Source organism: Streptomyces sp. NPDC059875, assembly GCF_042731085.1.
In the GTDB taxonomy this organism is placed as follows: domain Bacteria; phylum Actinomycetota; class Actinomycetes; order Streptomycetales; family Streptomycetaceae; genus Streptomyces.
This window is the reverse complement of the sequence record NZ_JBHWJZ010000008.1, coordinates 241,627-258,695: the sequence shown is the minus strand read 5'-3', so window position 1 is coordinate 258,695 and position 17,069 is coordinate 241,627. Positions and strand designations below refer to the sequence as shown.

The 17,069-nt window shown below is 72.2% G+C and carries 18 protein-coding genes; 10 read left to right on the top strand and 8 right to left on the bottom strand.

Features of this window, described 5'->3' with window-relative positions; genetic code table 11:
* Positions 1 to 53: 53 nt before the first annotated feature.
* Together ACFV9D_RS13305 and ACFV9D_RS13300 are read right to left on the bottom strand one after the other, a co-directional pair.
* Positions 54 to 1,316, bottom strand: a complete 1,263-nt coding sequence (locus ACFV9D_RS13305; RefSeq protein ID WP_385144820.1) for a serine hydrolase domain-containing protein — start codon at positions 1,314 to 1,316, stop codon at positions 54 to 56.
* 168 nt (positions 1,317 to 1,484) lie between these two features.
* Complete coding sequence (locus ACFV9D_RS13300; protein ID WP_385144818.1) at positions 1,485 to 2,156, bottom strand: DUF4097 family beta strand repeat-containing protein; 672 nt, start codon at positions 2,154 to 2,156, stop codon at positions 1,485 to 1,487.
* Positions 2,157 to 2,385: 229 nt separating this feature from the next.
* On the opposite strand from ACFV9D_RS13300, the gene ACFV9D_RS13295 reads away from it, so the two are divergent.
* Positions 2,386 to 3,141: a helix-turn-helix domain-containing protein gene (locus tag ACFV9D_RS13295; protein WP_385144816.1), complete on the top strand. Its 756-nt coding sequence runs from the start codon at positions 2,386 to 2,388 to the stop codon at positions 3,139 to 3,141.
* Between the two features lie 60 nt (positions 3,142 to 3,201).
* Here ACFV9D_RS13295 and ACFV9D_RS13290 read toward each other — a convergent pair whose 3' ends face one another.
* Complete coding sequence (locus ACFV9D_RS13290; RefSeq protein ID WP_385144931.1) at positions 3,202 to 4,125, bottom strand: DMT family transporter; 924 nt, start codon at positions 4,123 to 4,125, stop codon at positions 3,202 to 3,204.
* A 147-nt stretch (positions 4,126 to 4,272) separates the two neighbouring features.
* Here ACFV9D_RS13290 and ACFV9D_RS13285 point away from each other — a divergent pair, with 147 nt between their 5' ends.
* The gene (locus tag ACFV9D_RS13285) at positions 4,273 to 5,172 is read left to right on the top strand and encodes a LysR family transcriptional regulator (protein ID WP_385144814.1); all 900 of its coding nucleotides are present in this window, start codon (positions 4,273 to 4,275) and stop codon (positions 5,170 to 5,172) included.
* Positions 5,173 to 5,203: 31 nt separating this feature from the next.
* Here ACFV9D_RS13285 and ACFV9D_RS13280 read toward each other — a convergent pair whose 3' ends face one another.
* Positions 5,204 to 5,797 (bottom strand): MBL fold metallo-hydrolase, encoded by a 594-nt coding sequence (locus ACFV9D_RS13280; protein WP_385144812.1) that lies wholly within the window; start codon positions 5,795 to 5,797, stop codon positions 5,204 to 5,206.
* A gap of 98 nt (positions 5,798 to 5,895) precedes the next feature.
* Here ACFV9D_RS13280 and ACFV9D_RS13275 point away from each other — a divergent pair, with 98 nt between their 5' ends.
* Positions 5,896 to 6,855, top strand: a complete 960-nt coding sequence (locus tag ACFV9D_RS13275; RefSeq protein ID WP_385144810.1) for a GlxA family transcriptional regulator — start codon at positions 5,896 to 5,898, stop codon at positions 6,853 to 6,855.
* Here ACFV9D_RS13275 and ACFV9D_RS13270 read toward each other — a convergent pair.
* Entirely contained in the window at positions 6,836 to 9,574 is a 2,739-nt protein-coding gene (locus tag ACFV9D_RS13270) for an FAD-binding and (Fe-S)-binding domain-containing protein (protein ID WP_385144808.1), read from the bottom strand. The two genes, ACFV9D_RS13275 and ACFV9D_RS13270, sit on opposite strands and share 20 nt — an antisense overlap.
* 50 nt (positions 9,575 to 9,624) lie before the next feature.
* On the opposite strand from ACFV9D_RS13270, the gene serC reads away from it, so the two are divergent.
* On the top strand, positions 9,625 to 10,743 hold the full coding sequence (serC, locus tag ACFV9D_RS13265) for a phosphoserine transaminase (RefSeq protein WP_385144806.1): 1,119 nt from the start codon (positions 9,625 to 9,627) through the stop codon (positions 10,741 to 10,743).
* Positions 10,744 to 10,877: 134 nt separating this feature from the next.
* On the opposite strand, the gene ACFV9D_RS13260 is transcribed toward serC, so the two are convergent.
* Positions 10,878 to 11,864 (bottom strand): WD40 repeat domain-containing protein, encoded by a 987-nt coding sequence (locus tag ACFV9D_RS13260; protein ID WP_385144804.1) that lies wholly within the window; start codon positions 11,862 to 11,864, stop codon positions 10,878 to 10,880.
* A 59-nt stretch (positions 11,865 to 11,923) separates the two neighbouring features.
* Here ACFV9D_RS13260 and ACFV9D_RS13255 point away from each other — a divergent pair, with 59 nt between their 5' ends.
* The 3 genes from ACFV9D_RS13255 (at position 11,924) to ACFV9D_RS13245 (ending at position 13,509) form a co-directional block, all read left to right on the top strand.
* A complete protein-coding gene (locus ACFV9D_RS13255) occupies positions 11,924 to 12,103 on the top strand; it encodes a hypothetical protein (RefSeq protein ID WP_385144802.1) in 180 nt (59 codons plus the stop codon).
* A gap of 77 nt (positions 12,104 to 12,180) precedes the next feature.
* Entirely contained in the window at positions 12,181 to 12,864 is a 684-nt protein-coding gene (locus ACFV9D_RS13250) for a GDSL-type esterase/lipase family protein (protein ID WP_385144800.1), read from the top strand.
* Positions 12,865 to 12,990: 126 nt separating this feature from the next.
* On the top strand, positions 12,991 to 13,509 hold the full coding sequence (locus tag ACFV9D_RS13245) for a hypothetical protein (protein ID WP_385144798.1): 519 nt from the start codon (positions 12,991 to 12,993) through the stop codon (positions 13,507 to 13,509).
* Between the two features lie 24 nt (positions 13,510 to 13,533).
* Here ACFV9D_RS13245 and ACFV9D_RS13240 read toward each other — a convergent pair whose 3' ends face one another.
* Positions 13,534 to 14,004, bottom strand: coding sequence for a carboxymuconolactone decarboxylase family protein (locus ACFV9D_RS13240; protein WP_385144796.1), 471 nt, complete (start codon positions 14,002 to 14,004; stop codon positions 13,534 to 13,536).
* A 35-nt stretch (positions 14,005 to 14,039) separates the two neighbouring features.
* Here ACFV9D_RS13240 and ACFV9D_RS13235 point away from each other — a divergent pair, with 35 nt between their 5' ends.
* From ACFV9D_RS13235 to ACFV9D_RS13225, 3 genes are all read left to right on the top strand, one after another.
* Positions 14,040 to 14,573, top strand: coding sequence for a MarR family winged helix-turn-helix transcriptional regulator (locus tag ACFV9D_RS13235; protein ID WP_385144794.1), 534 nt, complete (start codon positions 14,040 to 14,042; stop codon positions 14,571 to 14,573).
* A 73-nt stretch (positions 14,574 to 14,646) separates the two neighbouring features.
* Positions 14,647 to 15,642: an aldo/keto reductase gene (locus tag ACFV9D_RS13230; RefSeq protein WP_385144792.1), complete on the top strand. Its 996-nt coding sequence runs from the start codon at positions 14,647 to 14,649 to the stop codon at positions 15,640 to 15,642.
* A 153-nt stretch (positions 15,643 to 15,795) separates the two neighbouring features.
* Positions 15,796 to 16,392, top strand: coding sequence for an HD domain-containing protein (locus tag ACFV9D_RS13225; protein WP_385144791.1), 597 nt, complete (start codon positions 15,796 to 15,798; stop codon positions 16,390 to 16,392).
* Between the two features lie 99 nt (positions 16,393 to 16,491).
* On the opposite strand, the gene thpR is transcribed toward ACFV9D_RS13225, so the two are convergent.
* Positions 16,492 to 17,061, bottom strand: a complete 570-nt coding sequence (thpR, locus tag ACFV9D_RS13220) for an RNA 2',3'-cyclic phosphodiesterase (protein ID WP_385144789.1) — start codon at positions 17,059 to 17,061, stop codon at positions 16,492 to 16,494.
* Between the last annotated feature and the right edge of the window lie 8 nt (positions 17,062 to 17,069).

Genomic DNA, 17,069 nt, shown 5'->3' with positions numbered 1-17,069 from the left:
GGCCGCCCGTGGTGCGGCTCGGCGACGGCCGGGACGTACCCGGCCCGGCGCCTTCAGCCCGCGGCCTTCCCGTCGCAGAACACCGCCTTGATGGCCTTGCCCAAGGCCTTCGGGTACTCCGTCGCCGGGTTGATCGCGGCGTCCCCGGTGGTCACCGAGGCGGTCAGGGTCTTGCTGCCGTCGGACGAGCCGATCATCAGCGCCCCATACCCCCCCGGCGGGCTGCCGTTGTGGTGATAGATGGTGCCGCCGCCGCACTCCGGGCCCAGGTCCTGCACGAACAGCCCGAGGCCGTAGCGGAAATCGCCGCTCTTGGGGTGCGGCGTGCGCATCTCGTCCAACAGCGGGGCCGGCAGGAGCTTGCCGCCCATCAGCGCGGAGAAGAACGTGTGGAGATCCTCGGTGGTCGAGATCATGTCTCCGGCGGCGGACAGGAGGGAGAGGTTCTGGCGGGTGACGTCGACCACCTTCCACTCGCCGGCGTCCTGGTAGCGGTAGTAGCCGTGGGCGTGCGGCCCGGGGAGCCCCGTCCGGTCGCCCGGCACCACCGTGTCGCGCAGCCCGAGCGGTCGCAGGATCCGCCGCTTCATCTCCTCGGCGTACGAGCGGCCGGTGACCTTCTCGATCAGCAGCTGGGCCAGCGTGTAGTTGGTGTTGGAGTAGCGCCAGTTCGTCCCCGGTTCGAACCGCGGCGGCTTGGACAGTGCCAGCCGCACCAGCTCCTCGGGCTGGTAGCTGCGGAAGCGGTTGTCGACCCATCCCTTGCCCGTGGCGGGGATCCCCGGCACGGCCTTCCCGTCGTCGTCGAAGTCGCCGGTGTAGTTGAACAACCCGCTGGTGTGCTGCAGCAGCATCCGCGCGGTGATCCGTCGGTCCAGTCCGAGCTCGGGCAGGTGGTCGGCCACCGGGACGTCCAGCCCGATCCTGCCCTCGGCCACCAGTTGCAGCACCAGGGTCGCGGTGAAGGTCTTGGTGCTGCTGCCGATCCAGAACCGCCCGTTCGTCGGCGGCTTGGCGGTCCCGCCCAGCGTGCGCACCCCGGCGCTGCCGACCCACTCGCCCCGCTCGTCGTGCACGTGCATCTGCATCCCGGAGAACCCGGCGTCCACCCACGCCTGGGTGGCCTTCTGCAGCTCCGGGCGCTGCTGTCCGGCCGCGGCCTTCGGTACGGACCTGCTGTCCGCGGTCGCCACCCCGGATCCGGCCACGCCGGCCAGCAGCGCGGCCGCCACCGCCGTGACGACCACGCGGCGGGAGAACGGCCGCGTCCGGGCCCTGGTGTCGTTGACGGTGTGGAGCGATTCACCCCTGGTCATGGTCATTCCTTGATCTCGCGAGAGGACGTGTGTGGCAGGTGTGGCACAGCTCGAGAGCGCGACGGCGGCCCCGGCGGCTGCCCACGGCCGTGTCGCCGCGGGACGTGTCGCCGCAGGACGTGGGCAGCCCGTTCACCGCGATGGCCGGGTCGGTCATGAGGGGTTCCTTCAGATGCTGCGGGCGGTGATGTCGCCGTAGGCGGTGGTCGCGTGGATGTTCAGGCCGGCGGTGGCGCCGTCGGCGTTCTTGAGCGAGTTGTGGATCCGGCCGTAGGTGGTGCCGGCGTCCAGGGAGGCGGAGACTCCGCGGGCGGCGCCGACCGCGATCTCGCCGTGCTCGGTGCGCAGCGCGACCGTGCCGCGCACGGCCTCGCTGATCCGGATGTCGCCCTTCGCGGTGGTGATCTCCGCGGGGCCGCCCAGGCGGCCGACCGCGATGTCACCGGCGAGGAGGGAGAGGCGGGCGCTCGCGGTCTCGTCGAGCTTGACCGTCGCCTGCTGGCCCTCGAACTCGACGTCGCCGAGCCGTCCGACGCCCCGGAGCTCGACGTCGGCCGACTTCACCTCGGCGCGGGAGCCGGCGGGCAGCTGGACGGTCACCTCGACGAATCCGGAAGCGCCGAGGATCTGGTTCTTCGCCTCCGGGGCCTTGATCCGCAGGACGCCGTCGCCGTACTCGACCGTGGTCTGCTCCGCCGCCTTCACGTCGCGGCTCTTCGAGGCGTTCGCGGGGAGGACCTCGACCGTGGTGTCGGCGCGGTCGGCGCCGATGAACCGGACGATCCCGGCCGGGATGTCGAGGACGGCGGAGATCGGGGAGGGGGTGGCGAACTTCTGCATTGTCTTCGTCCTTCGGTTCGTTCGTGTGTTTCCGACATGGGAAAAGCTACGTTGCGTTCATGAAGTCGGCAACACGTTCGTTGCGAAGAATCGGCATTGATGCAGGTGAAGGCAGGAAAATCATTGCAATGTCGATGGCTTCAATGCAACACGCGGCCACCTACGCGTTGCAACAGATAGGGAGTGAACGCTATGCTCGAGCCACCAAGGAACACATAAGGAGATCGCGATGCCGGGAGGCAGACTCACCCAGCAGGAACGCCAGCAGATCGCGCTGGGCGTGGCCGACGGCCTCGCCTACGCGGAGATCGCCAGGCGTCTCGACCGCCCCACCTCGACGATCACGCGCGAGGTGATGCGGAACGGCGGCCCCACCGCCTACCGCGCCGACCTGGCCCACCGCGCCACCGAACGCCGCGCCCACCGGCGCAGGCAGCCCGCGCCCCGGGGGCCGCAGGCGCCCCAGCAGGCCTACGGCCGCGACGCCGAGGCGGTACGCGAGTACGAGGAGACGTTCACGACCCTCCTCATGCAGCAAGGCCTGCCCAAGATGATGTCGCGGGTGCTGACCTGCCTCTACACCACCGACGAAGGCAGCCTCACCGCGTCCGAACTCGCCGAGCGCCTCCAGGTCAGCCCGGCGTCCGTCTCCAAAGCGATCACGTTCCTCGAAAGCCGAGACCTCATCCGTCGGGAACGCGACGACCGCCGTCGCGAGCGCTACATCGTCGACGACGAGCTCTGGTACCAGGCGATGGTCGCCAGCGCCCGGGCCAACGCCACACTCGCCGAGACCGCACGGCAGGGCATCTCCGTCCTCGGCCCCCACACCCCGGCCGCCGAACGCCTCGAGCGCATCGCCCGCTTCGTCGACTTCGTCGGCGAGAGCATCACCCGCGCCACGGAGCAGGCCCGCGAAATCCTCGTCACGAGATCCGAAACGACCTCGGGCGACAGTGCCGCGCCACGTTCGGATCGCGCGTAGACAGCCGGCACGGGCGCGGGCACCCGTGGCCCTCCAGCGCGGCGGAGGGCTTCGTACCGCTCAGGCCTGCGGCGGCAGGGCGGGCGTGCGCTTCATCTGGGTGCGGACCGCGCCCATGCTCGCCGCGATGACCAGCGCGATCGCGGCCGCGTCCATCAGGGACAGGGCCTGGCTCAGGACGAGGAAGCCGGCGGTCGCGGCGATGGCCGGTTCCAGGCTCATGAGGATCGCGAAGGTGGGGGCGGGAAGGCGGCGCAGGGCGAGGAGTTCGAGGGTGTACGGGAGGACGGAGGACATCAGCGCGACGGCGAGGCCGAGGCCGATCGTGGAGGGGACGAGCAGCTTGTCGCCCGCCTCGACGATGCCGAACGGCAGGCTGAGCACGGCGCCGAACGCCATCGCGAGCGCGAGCCCGTCCGCCTGCGGGAAGCGTCGGCCGGTGCGGGCGCTGAAGACGATGTACGTCGCCCACATCGCGCCGGCGGCGAGCGCGAACGCGGCGCCCACCGGGTCCAGCCGGTCGAAGCCGCCACCGCTGAGCAGGACGACACCGCCGAGGGCCAGCCCCGCCCACAGCAAGTTCATCAGCCGGCGCGAGGCGATCACCGAGAGGATCAGCGGGCCGAGGACCTCCAGGGTCACGGCGGCGCCGAGCGGGATCCGGTCCGCGGCCTGGTAGAAGAGGATGTTCATGCCCGCCATGGCGGTGCCGAAGGCGAGGACGGTGCCCCAGTCGGCACGGCCGTAGCCGCGGACCTTCGGGCGGCAGACGATCAGCAGGACGACGGCGGCGAGGACGAGGCGCAGGGTGACGACGCCAAGGGCGCCGGCGCGGGGCATGAGCAGAACGGCGATCGCGGACCCGAACTGCACGGACAGCCCGCCGGCGACGACGAGCGCGACGGGGCCGAGACGGGTGGCGCGGCTCGGGGCCGAGACGGCGGCGACGGGCGTCCCGGCGCTCGCGGGATTCCCGGCGCTCACCGGTGCGCCGGCGGCGATGTCCTTGACCGGGCTGTCCACCGGCTCACTCCCCTACTCAGTTCATCAGATTGGACCCTCAGTCCAGAATACTGCACCAGTCAAACGGGCTCCGACTCTCACGTTACGAGCCCCCGCGCGGCGCGTGAAATGCCGATTGGGCTGCGGTTATGCTCCGGGCGCATGAGTCGCACGAGCATCGAGCTGCGCCATCTCCGCTGCTTCCTCGCCATCGCCGAGGAAGGCAACGTGACGAGGGCCGCAGCCCGGCTCCACCTCACCCAGCCCGCCGTCTCCCGCACGCTCGCCGCCCTCGAGAAACACCTCGGCACCCGGCTCGTCGACCGCTCGACCCACCATGTGGCGCTGACCGCCGAGGGCCGCGCCTTCCACGACCGGGCGGCGGCGGCCGTCGCGGCCTTCGACGCGGCCCTGGACCCGGACCGCCTGCGCCGGCGGCCCCTGCGGCTCGGGCACGCGTGGTCGGCGTTCGGCCCGTACACCACTCCCCTGCTCCGGCGCTGGCAGCGCGAACACCCCGAGACCCCGCTGGAGCTCCTGCGCATCGACGACCGCACGGCCGGGCTCGTACGGGGCGAGGTGGACGCGGCGCTCTTGCGGGGGCCGGTGGAGGCGCCGGGCCTGGCGACGGAGGAACTGGCGACGGAGCGCCGGGTGGCGGCGGTACCGACGGACGGCGAGCTGGCGTCCCGTACGTCACTGACGCTGGCGGACCTCGCGGACGGAACGGTCGTCCTCAACACCGTCTCCGGCACGACGACGCTCGACCTCTGGCCCCTGTCGCACCGCCCGGCGACCACGCTGACGGTCGCCAACACCGACGACTGGCTGACAGCGATCGCGGCGGGCCGCGGCGTCGGCGTCTCCTCGGCCTCGACGGCCGCGATGCACCCCCACCCGGGCGTCGCCTACCGCCCCCTCCCGGACGCCCCACCGATCCACGTGCTCCTCGCCTGGCGCGACACGTCCCCCCACCCGGCGACGGCGCTGCTGGTGGCCCTGGCCAGGGAGATCGCCCGGGGCGAGTGAGGTCAGCCGGGCACCGCGCCCGCGCCCCGGCCTACAGCGGCGCCTCGTCCCCCGCCGGGAACGGCCTCCCGTGGCCCGGGACGATCACGTCGGACGCCTTCAGGACGCGGAGGCGGGAGGTGCGGTGCGTGTCGCGGTCGGGGGCCACCGGGTCCTCGGCCGGGCCGTCCGGGCGCCACCAGAGGTCGCCGACGAAGGCGATCACGCCGTCCGCCGTGCCGGCGAGGAGCGTGATGTCCTCCGGGCTGTGGCCCGGCGTGCGGATCAGGCGCAGGGACGGGGTGAGTTCATGGCCCTCGGCGTCCCGGTCCTCCCACTGGTCGTGGAGGTACTCCGCCTTGTGGTCGTGGACGCGCGCATTGCCGAACAGGCCGACGTTCATGGTGTTGTCCGGGTGGTGGTGGCTGAGCACGACGTCGGTGATGTCGTCCGGGCCCAGGCCCAGTTCGGCGAGCGGGCCGAGGATGCGGTCGCGGCTCGCCACCATGCCGGGGTCGACGATCACATGCCGGTCGCCGTCGGAGACGTACGAGACGGTGGCGGCGACCCCCGGGCCCGTGGAGAGCGTGTAGCCGGTGGTCAGGACGGTGTACGTGGCGGTGTTGCCGCGCGGCTGGTCTGTCATGTCCCCCAGCCTCGCCGGAGAGAGGCCCGCCGACGAGTGGCCGCACTGCCACCCATCGCGGGTTTTGTGCCAGACCCGTCGCCTGCCACACTCCCCGCATGCCGCCCTTCCTGAGCGTCGCCGCCTACGCCCCGCCCCGCGTCGGCATGCTCGCCGTCGGACTCGTCTCCGAGGTCTTCGGCGCTCCCCCCAAGGGCCTCCCCCGCTTCGACTTCGCGCTCTGCGCCGACCGGCCCGGGCCGGTCCCCACCGACCTCGGCGTCCCGCTCACCGTCGCCCACGGACTCGACCGGCTCGCCGCCGCCGATCTCGTACTCGTCCTCCCCTGGGCCGACTTCCGCACCCCGCCGCCCGCCCCCGTCCTCGACGCGCTCCGCACCGCCCACGCGCGCGGCGCGCTGGTCGGGGCGCACTGCGTCGGTGCGTTCGCGCTCGCCGCCGCCGGGCTGCTCGACGGGCTGCGGGCCACCACCCACTGGCGGTTCGCCGACCTGCTCGCGCGCCGCCACCCGTCCGTGACCGTCGAGCCGGACGCCCTGTACGTCGACGAGGGCCGGATCCTCACGGGCGCGGGCGCCGCCGCCGGATTCGACCTCTGTCTGCACCTGCTGCGCCGCGAGTACGGGGCGGCCGCCGCGAACGCGGTCGCCCGCGACCTCGTCCTGCCGCCGCACCGCGACGGCGGCCAGGCCCAGTACGTCACCGCCCCCGTCCCCGAGGACGGCGAGGACGAACGGCTCTCCGGCGTCCTCGCCTGGGCCCGCGAGCACCTCCACGAGCCGCTGCCCGTCGCCGAGCTGGCGCGCCGCGCGCTGATGAGCCGCCGCTCCTTCGCCCGCCGTTTCACCGCCGCGACCGGCACCACTCCGCACGCCTGGGTCCTCGGCCTGCGGCTCGGCCGGGCGGAGGAGCTCCTGGAGACGACCGACCTCCCGGTCGAGGAGATCGCCCGCCTCGTCGGCTACGGCAGCGCCGCCGTCCTGCGCGAGCAGTTCGTGCGCCGCCGGGGCGTCCCGCCCCGGACCTACCGCCGCACCTTCAGTCGCTCGTCCCCCTAGCCACCAGCGCCTCCGCGAGCACCTCCGCCAGGTGGCGGGCCCGGCGGCCCGTCAGATGGTCGAGCTGGGTGCGGCAGGAGAAGCCGTCCGCCAGGAGCACCGCGTTCTCCTCCGCCGCCCGGACCGCCGGCAGGAGTTGGTCCTCCGCGCAGGCCACCGAGACCTCGTAGTGCCCCGGTTCGAAACCGAAGTTGCCCGCAAGACCGCAGCAGCCACCACTCAACTCGCCTTCCAGACCGGCCCGTTCACGCAGGCGACGTTCGGCCCCATCGCCCAGGACCGCGTGCTGGTGGCAGTGGGTCTGGCCGGCCACCGGATGGTCCAGGCGCGGCGGGTCCCAGCCGGGGGCGAACTCCTCCAGGGCTTCGGCGAAGGTGCGGACCGACGCGGCCAGGCGCCCCGCCCTCGGATCGTCGGCGAGCAGCTCCGGCAGGTCCGTGCGCAGCGCCGCCGCGCACGAGGGCTCCAGGACGACCACCGGATGCCCCGGCACCGCGTCCAGCACGTCCAGCGTCCTGCGCATCACCTGCCGCGCCCGGTCCAGCTGCCCCGTCGAGACGTACGTCAGCCCGCAGCACACCCGGCCCGGCGGCAGCCCCACCCGTACCCCGGCCGCCTCCAGGACCCGTACCGCCGACCGGCCCACCTGCGGGGCCAGATGGTTGGTGAGGGTGTCCGGCCACAGCAGGACGTCGGAGGCCGTCTCGAGCCGCGTGCCGAACCAGGAGACGAACGTCCGCGACGCCACCCGCGGAAGCTCCCGCTCCGGCGTGACGCCCAGGAACCGGGAGGGCAGCACCCGGCCGATGTTCAGCGCCGGACCGAACAGCCGCAGCCACTCCGGCAGCCGGCCCATCGTCGTGTGTGACCACGGCCGCCGCCGGCCCGCGTAATGACGGTCGAGGAACTCCGCCTTGTACGTGGCCATGTCCACACCCACCGGGCAGTCGCTCCGGCACCCCTTGCACGACAGGCACAGGTCGAGCGCCTCCTTGACCTCCTCCGAGCGCCAGCCGTCCGTGATCACCTCGCCGAGCGCCATCTCGTGCAGCAGCCGCGCCCTGCCACGCGTGGAGTGCTGCTCCTCCCCCGTCGCACGGTACGAAGGGCACATCACCTCCGCACCCGAACTCGGCGCCTCCACCCGGCACTTCGCGACACCGACGCAGCGGGCGACGTCCGGCGCGAGCAGGGGGAGCCCCTGGAACCGCAGGTTCTCGTCCAGTGGGGCCGGCCGCACCAGCATCCCCGGATTCAGACCGCCGTCCGGATCCCACACGTCCTTGACCCGACCGAAGAGTCCGACCAGCTCCGGCCCGTACATCTTCGGCAGCAGCTCCGCCCGCGCCTGCCCGTCCCCGTGCTCCCCCGACAGCGAGCCCCCGTGCGCGACCACCAGGTCCGCCACCGCCTCCGAGAACTCCCGGAAGCGACCGATCCCCGCCCCCGTGTACAGATCGAAGTCGATACGGACATGGATGCAGCCGTCGCCGAAATGACCGTACGGAGTCCCCCGCAGCCCGTACTCCGCAAGCAGCGCGCGGAACTCCCGCAGATACGCCCCCAGCCGCGCCGGCGGCACCGCGCAGTCCTCCCACCCCGGCCAGGCCTCGCCCCCCTCGGGCGTCCGGGTGGCCGTGCCCGCCGCGTCCTCCCGGATCCGCCACAGCGCCCGCTGCCCGGCCGGGTCCGTGACCAGTACGGAGTCCAGCGCGTCCGCCGCCCGGACCAGCTCCTGCGCCGCCGCATGCCCGTCCACCTCCACGAACAGCCACGCCCCGCCCCTCGGCAGCCCGGACGCCCCCCGCACCAGATCGGCGGCCATCCCCTCCACCGTCAGCGGCCGGTACGGCAGCAGCCCCGCCGCCGCGTCGGCCGCCGCGCTCTCGTCCGCGTACCCGAGGACCGCGAGGACGGGCGAGGCGGGCAGCTCCACCAGCCGTACGGTCGCCTCCGTCAGCACCCCCAGCGTCCCCTCGCTCCCGCAGAACGACCGGGCCACGTCCGCGCCCCGCTCCGGCAGCAGCGCGTCGAGCGCGTAGCCGGAGATCCGGCGGGGCAGCCCGGCCGGGTAGCCCGTCCGCAGGAGCGCCAGGTTCTGGTCCACCGGCTCCCGCAGCCCCGCCGGCGCGCCCTGCCAGTCCCGCCCGAGGCGGAGCGACGACCCGCCGTACGTCAGGACGTCGAGCGAGGTCACGTTGTCGGCGGTCGTGCCCCAGGCCACGGAGTGCGCCCCGCACGCGTTGTTCCCGATCATGCCGCCGAGGGTGCAGCGGCTGTGCGTGGACGGATCGGGGCCGAAGGTCAGCCCGTACGGGCGTACGGCATCCCGCAGACGGTCGAGCACCGCCCCCGGCTGGACGACGGCCGTCCGGGCCTCGTGGTCGACGGACACGATCGCGCGCATATGGCGGGTGAAGTCGAGCACGACACCTGTACCGGTGGCCTGGCCGGCGATCGACGTGCCCCCGCCGCGCGCGACGACCGGCACCGCGAACGAGCGGCACACCTCCAGGGCCGCCGCCACGTCCGCGGCGTCCCGCGGGGCGACCACGCCCAGCGGCACCCGGCGGTAGTTGGAGGCGTCCATCGTCATCAGGGCCCTTGCCGTGGCGCCGAAGTCGACGTCTCCGGCCACGGCCGCGCGCAGCGCCGCCTCCAGCTCGGACAGCTCGTGGTGTTTTCGCACGAGGTCAGGATGTCTCACCTGTCGTCTCATCCGGCGGACATCGGCCGCCGCGACCGTTGCGACCGGATACGCTCCGCCTCGTGGCTGAGATCCAGATTCCCGCTGACATCAAGCCCGCCGACGGCCGTTTCGGCGCGGGCCCCTCCAAGGTGCGTACGGAGGCGCTGGACGCCCTGGCCGCCACCGGCACCTCCCTCCTCGGCACGTCCCACCGCCAGGCCCCGGTCAAGAACCTGGTCGGCGAGGTACGTGCCGGAGTGCGTGACCTCTTCTCGCTGCCCGAGGGTTACGAGGTGATCCTGGGCAACGGCGGCTCCACCGCCTTCTGGGACATCGCGACCCACGGGCTCATCGAGTCGAAGTCGCAGCACCTGAACTTCGGCGAGTTCTCCTCCAAGTTCGCGAAGGCCGCGAAGCTGGCCCCCTGGCTGGCCGAGCCGACCGTGATCTCCTCCGACCCGGGCACCCACCCGGAGCCGCAGGCCGAGGCGGGCGTCGACGTCTACGCGTTCACCCACAACGAGACCTCCACGGGTGTCGCCGCGCCGGTCAAGCGGGTCGCGGGCGCCGACGAGGGCGCGCTGGTCCTGGTCGACGCGACCTCCGGCGCGGGCGGCCTGCCGGTCGACATCACCGAGTCGGACGTCTACTACTTCGCCCCGCAGAAGTCCTTCGCCGCGGACGGCGGCCTGTGGCTCGCGGCCTTCTCCCCGGCCGCCCTGGAGCGCGCTCAGAAGATCCACGCGTCGGGCCGGCACATCCCGGAGTTCTTCTCCCTCCCGACGGCGATCGACAACTCGCTGAAGAACCAGACGTACAACACCCCGGCGCTGTCGACCCTCTTCCTGCTCAACGAGCAGCTGAAGTGGATCAACGGCCAGGGTGGTCTGGACTGGGCCGTGGCCCGGACGAAGGAGTCCTCCCAGGCGCTGTACGGCTGGGCCGAGGAGTCCAAGTACGCGACGCCGTTCGTGACGGACGCGGCGAAGCGTTCGCAGGTCATCGGCACGATCGACTTCTCCGAGGACGTCGACGCGGCGGCGGTCGCCAAGGTGCTGCGCGCCAACGGCATCGTGGACACCGAGCCGTACCGCAAGCTGGGCCGCAACCAGCTGCGGATCGCGATGTTCCCGGCGATCGACCCGGCGGACGTGCGGGCGCTGACGGCCTGCATCGACTACGTGATCGAGAAGCTGTAACACCTTTCCACGCCTCTCACGTACGAGGGCCCGGCATCGCACATGGTCGATGCCGGGCCCTCGTACGTTCTCCGCTCACCCCACCTGCGCCTCCAAGTGGTCGACCACCGCGTCGAACTCGGCGGCCGGCCGCGTCAGCCGCGGCGGAGGAGGCGCTTCACGCCGATGACGAGGGCGGTCGCGGTGGCGAGGACGACGACGCCGAGGGTGAAGTTCCCCTTGTCCCCCTCGCCGGTGGCGGACGTGTCCGGGTTCGCGCCCGGGTTCTTCGGCGAGGGGCCGGGGGCGTCCGTCGAGGGCCGATCGGCCGGGAGCCGGTCCACCCGGACGACCTTGCTGTTCGTACCCTCCGAGCCGAACATCAGCGCCGCGCCGTCCTTCGTGTACGTCGCCGACTCCGCCTGCCCCTGGAAGGGCGCCCCGACGCCGGTGCCCGCGTCACCGAGGCGGCCGTCCTCCCACACGTACTCCTTCGCGCTGAAGTAGCCGCGCAGCACGAGCCGGCCGCCGTCCGGCGAGAAGGCCCCGTCCGTCACCCACGGCACGTCGTCGATGCGCCGGAAGACGTTCGTCCCGCCGGACGAGAGCCGTTCCGGGCCGGCGTACAGTCCGCCGGTGTTCTCGTTCTTGCTGGCGATGTAGACCCGCCCGGTCTTCGGATGGACCATCAGGGCCTCGGCGTTGCGCGGCCCGTCGGCGTACTTCACGTCGTACTGCTTCGCCGTGACCGTCTGGTCCTTCAGCTGCTTCGGCTCGGGGAAGCGGTAGATCCAGACGTGGTCCCAGGAGCCGTCGCGGTTGTCGCCGATGTCGCCGACGTAGATGTCGCCGTCCGGCCCGACGGAGATCGCCTCCATGTCACGGGGCGTGCCGACGCCCTTCATGGTGAGCGTCGCGACGGTCTCGCCGGTACGGGAGTCGATGCCGTAGATCAGCGGCGCGTCCTGGTCGTTGTGCGTCCAGTAGACCCCTGGGTGGGCGTGACTGGCGGCGAGCCCGCTGGACTCGGTGATCCGGGGATCCTTGATCGTGAAGTCCTGGTCCCCCTCGGCGGCGAGGGCGACGGGCCCGGAGAGAAGGACGAGAACGGCGGCACCGAAGACGCCCCACAGTGATCGCATGCCCTCCAGCGTGCCATGGGGGTCGGGGGGAGGGACGCCCCCGGTCGGACCGGGGCGGGGTGAGGCGGCCGTCACTGACGCGGGACGTCGGGGACGGCGGCACCGGCACGACGGCCTACGCCGACCCGGACAACCAGCTCACCGGCATCCTGCTGACCCAGGTCGGGATGTCCACCGCGGATTCGCCGCGGCTCATCCACGACTTCTGGGCCACGCTCCACCAGGCCATCGACGACTGACACCGAGCCGGTGGACGGCCGCCGAGGTGGCCGGGATCACGTCGCAGGGCCCCGGCGGGCTCCGGGATGATGTGACCATGCGTTTTATGTTCGTCGGCGACAGCATGACCATCGGACGCGCCGGCGACTTCACCTGGCGCTACCGCATGTGGCAGCACCTGGAGACCGTGCTGCCCGGGGGGTACGAGATCGTCGGGCCGCGCACCGAGCTGTACGACAGCGGCGCCGACGCTCCCCTCTCGCACGACTACGCCGACCCCGCCTTCCCCGCACCCGCCCGGCGCCATCTCGCCGGCTGGGGCGAGGGCTGGCTGCACATGGCGCCGCTGATCGGCGAGGCGGTCCGCGCGACCGGGGCGGACGTCCTGCTGGTCTCCCTCGGCCTGATCGACCTCGGCTTCTACACCAACAGCGACCAGACCGTGGAGAACACGCGCGCCTTCGTCGCCGCGGCCCGCGAGGCGAACCCGCACATCAGGGCCGTGGTCATGCCCGTCATCCCCAACGTACGGGCCGAGTACGACGCGCCGTTCGCCGCCGAGTGCGAGCGCTTCAACGAGCTGCTCGCGAAGGCCGTCGCCGACCTGGACACCGCCGCCTCGCCCCTGCTTCTCGCGACGGTTCCGGAGTCGTACGACATCCACGCGGACACCTACGACGGCACCCACCCGGGCCCGTCGGGCGAGCACAGACTGGCGGGCGCCTTCGCGGCGGCCATGCACCAGGCGTGGGGACTCGGTTCCCCGTACAGGGCCCGCTGACAGCAACTCGCCACCGCTGACGGCCGTTGACGACCGCTGTCAGCGCGCGGCCCGCGGGCTGTCAGCCCGGGTCGGCATCGTCTTCCTTGTCAGGAACGACGACACCGATCAGAAGAAGGACCCACCGTGAACGCGAACCTCGCCGCCCTCATGCAGCTGCTCATCGCCCTCGCCTTCGTCAGCATCCCGATCGTCCGCCACCGCTTCGGCCCGGCCGCCACGACGGCCGCGGAGGACGAGCTCTCCCGCCAGGGCATACGGCCGGGCGTCCTGGAGGAGAACAACCTCAGGTTCGACGCCGGCGGCCACGAGACCTGGGCCCCGGTCTCCGTCGCCGTGATCATGACCGCCCTGGCCGCGCTCAACTTCGCCGGCAACGACTGGGGGCAGACACTGACCTGGATCTTCCAGTCGCTCGTCATCGTCATGAACGGCCTCATCCTCTACAGCAACCTCACGGCCGTCTCCTCCGTCCGCGCCGCCTTCCAGCGCAAGGGCGACCCCGAGCTGGCGCGCGTCGACGTCCCCGCCTTCCTCAAGGCCGCCGAGAACGCCTTCCCGGGCTGGGTCCGGATCCAGCAGAACATCCGCCACGCCATCGTCTTCGGCGGCTCCGCCCTGGCACTCCTCGCCGTCCAGCTGTGACCGTCACCCGAGCGCCGCGGGCACTCACGCCGAGCGCGTCAGCCGGTTCGCCAGCGTCGACAGGGTGTACGCGCCGATGCCCAGCACCACCTCCAAAGCGTTCTGGCGGGTGTACCCGAAGTCCAGGAACCGCTTCAGCTCCTCGTCGCTCACGGCCCCCGAAGCGGCGAGGACCTGGTGCGTGAACTGCCGTACGGCCTCCAGCCGTTCCGGCTGCTCCGCCGGACCCAGCTTGGCCAGCTTCGCCTCGTGGATGCCGATGCACAGATGGCACTGGTTCCGTTCGGCGACCGTCAGGATGACGGTCTCGCGGGAGTGCGGGTCGAGCGTCGTGGACTCGAACAGCGCGCTCATCTTCAGGAAGCCGTCCAGCGCGTGCGGGGACTCGGCCATGCGGGCGACGGCCTGCGGGAGGTGACCCCAGGCGGCGCTCACGCTCTCCATGGAGCGGCGGGAGGCAGCGGGGGCGGTGTCTACGGTGTGGTCGGTGAACAAGGCGGCTCCTGGGAAAGAGAGGTAGAATCGACAACATGGTTGACCATGTCGATGCGAGAAACGTAAACCAGGTTGTCGATCCTGGCAAGGGGGAATCCGTGGCGGGTTACGAGCTGCCCCTGCTCCTCTTCGCCGGCTTCCGCACCCTCATCGACCGGCTCCACGCCGAACTCGCCCGCCAGGGCCACCCCGAGCTCCGCCCCGCCCACGGCTTCGCCATGCAGGCCATCGCCGCCGGCGGCCCCCAGGGCGCCACCGCAAGCGACATCGGACGCCGCCTCGGCGTCTCCAAGCAGGCCGCGGGCAAGACCGTCGACCGCCTCCTCGCCGTCGGCTACGCCGAACGCGCCGACGACCCGGCCGACGCCCGCCGCAAACTCGTCCGCCTCACCCCCCGCGGCATCGACGCCCTGACCCAATCGGCCGCGATCTTCGACGAGCTGCACGCCGAGTGGGTCGCGACCCTCGGAGCCGATCGCGTACGGGACATGGAGACCGCGCTGCGGACCGTCGTACCGGCCGAGACCGCCTTCCGCCTCGACGCCACCAGCTGGCTCGGCGGCAGCTGATCGCCCGCTTCCAACAGCCGTACGCCGGACCCCTCTTGCCTGAAGCGCACTCCAAGGCGTTGGCTTGGTCCCCATGAAGTACACGCAGCTCGGACGCACCGGACTCAAGGTCAGCCGACTCGTCCTCGGCACGATGAACTTCGGACCTCAGACCGACGAGGCCGACAGCCACGCGATCATGGACTCCGCCCTCGACGCGGGCATCAACTACTTCGACACGGCCAACGTCTACGGGTGGGGCGAGAACAAGGGCCGCACCGAGGAGATCATCGGCAGCTGGTTCGCCCAGGGCGGCGGCCGGCGGGACAGGACCGTCCTGGCCACCAAGGTCTACGGCAACATGACCGCCGACGGCGAGGCCGTCTGGCCCAACCACGACAAGCTCTCGGCGCTGAACATCCGCCGCGCCGTCGAGGACTCCCTGAAGCGGCTCGGCACCGACTACATCGACATCTACCAGTTCCACCACATCGACCGGCTCACCCCCTTCGAGGAGATCTGGCAGGCGATCGACGTCCTGATCCAGCAGGGGAAGATCCTCTACGCGGGCTCCTCCAACTTCCCCGGCTACAAGATCGCCCAGGCCAACGAGATCGCCACCCGGCGCGGCTCCACGTACGGGCTGGTCAGCGAGCAGTGCCTCTACAACCTCTTCGAGCGCCGCGCCGAGATGGAGGTCATCCCGGCGGCCCAGGAGTACGGACTCGGGGTCATCCCCTGGTCCCCGCTGCACGGCGGCCTGCTCGGCGGGGTCATCCGGAAGGAGGCCACGGCCGGGCGGCGCACCTCGGGCCGGACCGCCGAGGCACTGACCGACACCGCGGTGCGGGCACAGGTCCAGGCGTACGAGGACCTCCTCGACAAGCACGGCCTGGAACCCGGCGAGACGGCCCTGGCCTGGCTGCTCACCCGCCCCGGCGTCACGGGCCCGATCGTCGGCCCGCGCACGGCCGAGCAGCTGGACAGCGCCCTGCGCGCGCTGGAACTGGAGCTGGGCGAGGAGCTGTTGACCTCGCTCGACGAGATCTTCCCGGGCCCGGGCCCGTCCCCGGAGGCCTTCGCCTGGTGAACGAACGGTCGAAGCGCACCCGGGCCGGGACACCCGGCCGGGGTGCGCTTCACCCGCGGGGGCGGGAAGGGGAGTACGCGCCCCGAGGCGGCCCCCGCCCGTAAGCGGCACGCGGCCTCGGCCGACGCCCGCCCGCGGGTGATACTCGCCGACATGACACTCGACATGATCAAGACGCCCGACACCCCGGCGTGCACCACCGCCCTGGAGGTGGCCACCGCCTACTGCTCGCCGGCGCTGCTGAACCACTCGGTCCGGTCCCATGTGTGGGCCGCCGCGTACGGCACGGCGCAGGGCATCGACTTCGATCCCGAGCTGCTGTACGTCGGCGCGCTGCTCCACGACCTCGGGCTGACTCCGGAGTTCGACAGCCACACGGTGGACTTCGAGCGCGCCGGCGGCCATGTGGCGTGGGTGTTCGCCGCGGGCGCGGGGTGGCCGGCCGCCCGACGGCAGCGGCTGGCGGACGTGATCATCGCGCACATGGCGGACGAGGTCGACGTGCGCACGGACCCCGAGGGCTACCTGCTGGAGCGCTCGACCAGCCTGGACATCTCCGGCCGGTACATGGACGACTTCTCCGCCGCCTTCAAGGCGGAGGTGCTGGAGCGCCACCCGCGTCTCGGGATCGCGGAGGAGTTCCTCGGCTGCTTCCGCGACCAGGCGGAGCGCAAGCCGACGAGTTCCGCGGCGGGGGCGATCCGCAACGGCATCGCCGAGCGGGTTCTCACGAACCTGCTCGACGCATAGCTACTGGCCGACCACGGAGGCCACGGCGATCATCGCGAACATCAGGACAAGCACACCGGCCATGATCCGGTTACGGGTTTTCGGGTCCACCCTTCGAGGTTAACCCGCCCCGCCGAGCGGCCATGCGCCGACCGTCTCGTACCGCGGCTGCTCCCCCGGCGGACCGCCGGTCGGGAGGTTGCTGCGGACGAGCGCCAGCTCGGGGACCTGCCAGCGGCTGCCCTCGAAGGACGCCATCGCGTCGACGAACGGCCGCAGGTCGAGACCGTCGCGCGAGCGGGCGACCGTCAGGTGCGCCTGATAGCGCCGGTGCTCGTCCATCGGCACCCCTGCGCGGCGGGCGGCCGCGTCGGCGCGCTCGGCGAGCAGGCGCATCTCGTCGAGGTCCCCGGCGGCCCCCGTCCACAGCACCGCCCGGCCGAAGTGCCCGCCGCCGTGCAGCCGCAGCCCGAACGGCGGCGTGCGGTGGGCGGCGCGGGCGAGCCGCTCGTGGAGTTCGGGAAGCAGCTCGTCGTCGACCTCGCCCATGAACGCGAGCGTGAAGTGCCAGCCGGGCCGGGAGGTCCAGCGCAACCGCTCGGCGCCGGGCAGGTGGGCGAGCCGGTCGACGACGTGGGCGAGCTCGGTCAGCTGCTCCGGGGGCGGCACTACGGCAGCGAAAAGCCTCATGAGGAGAG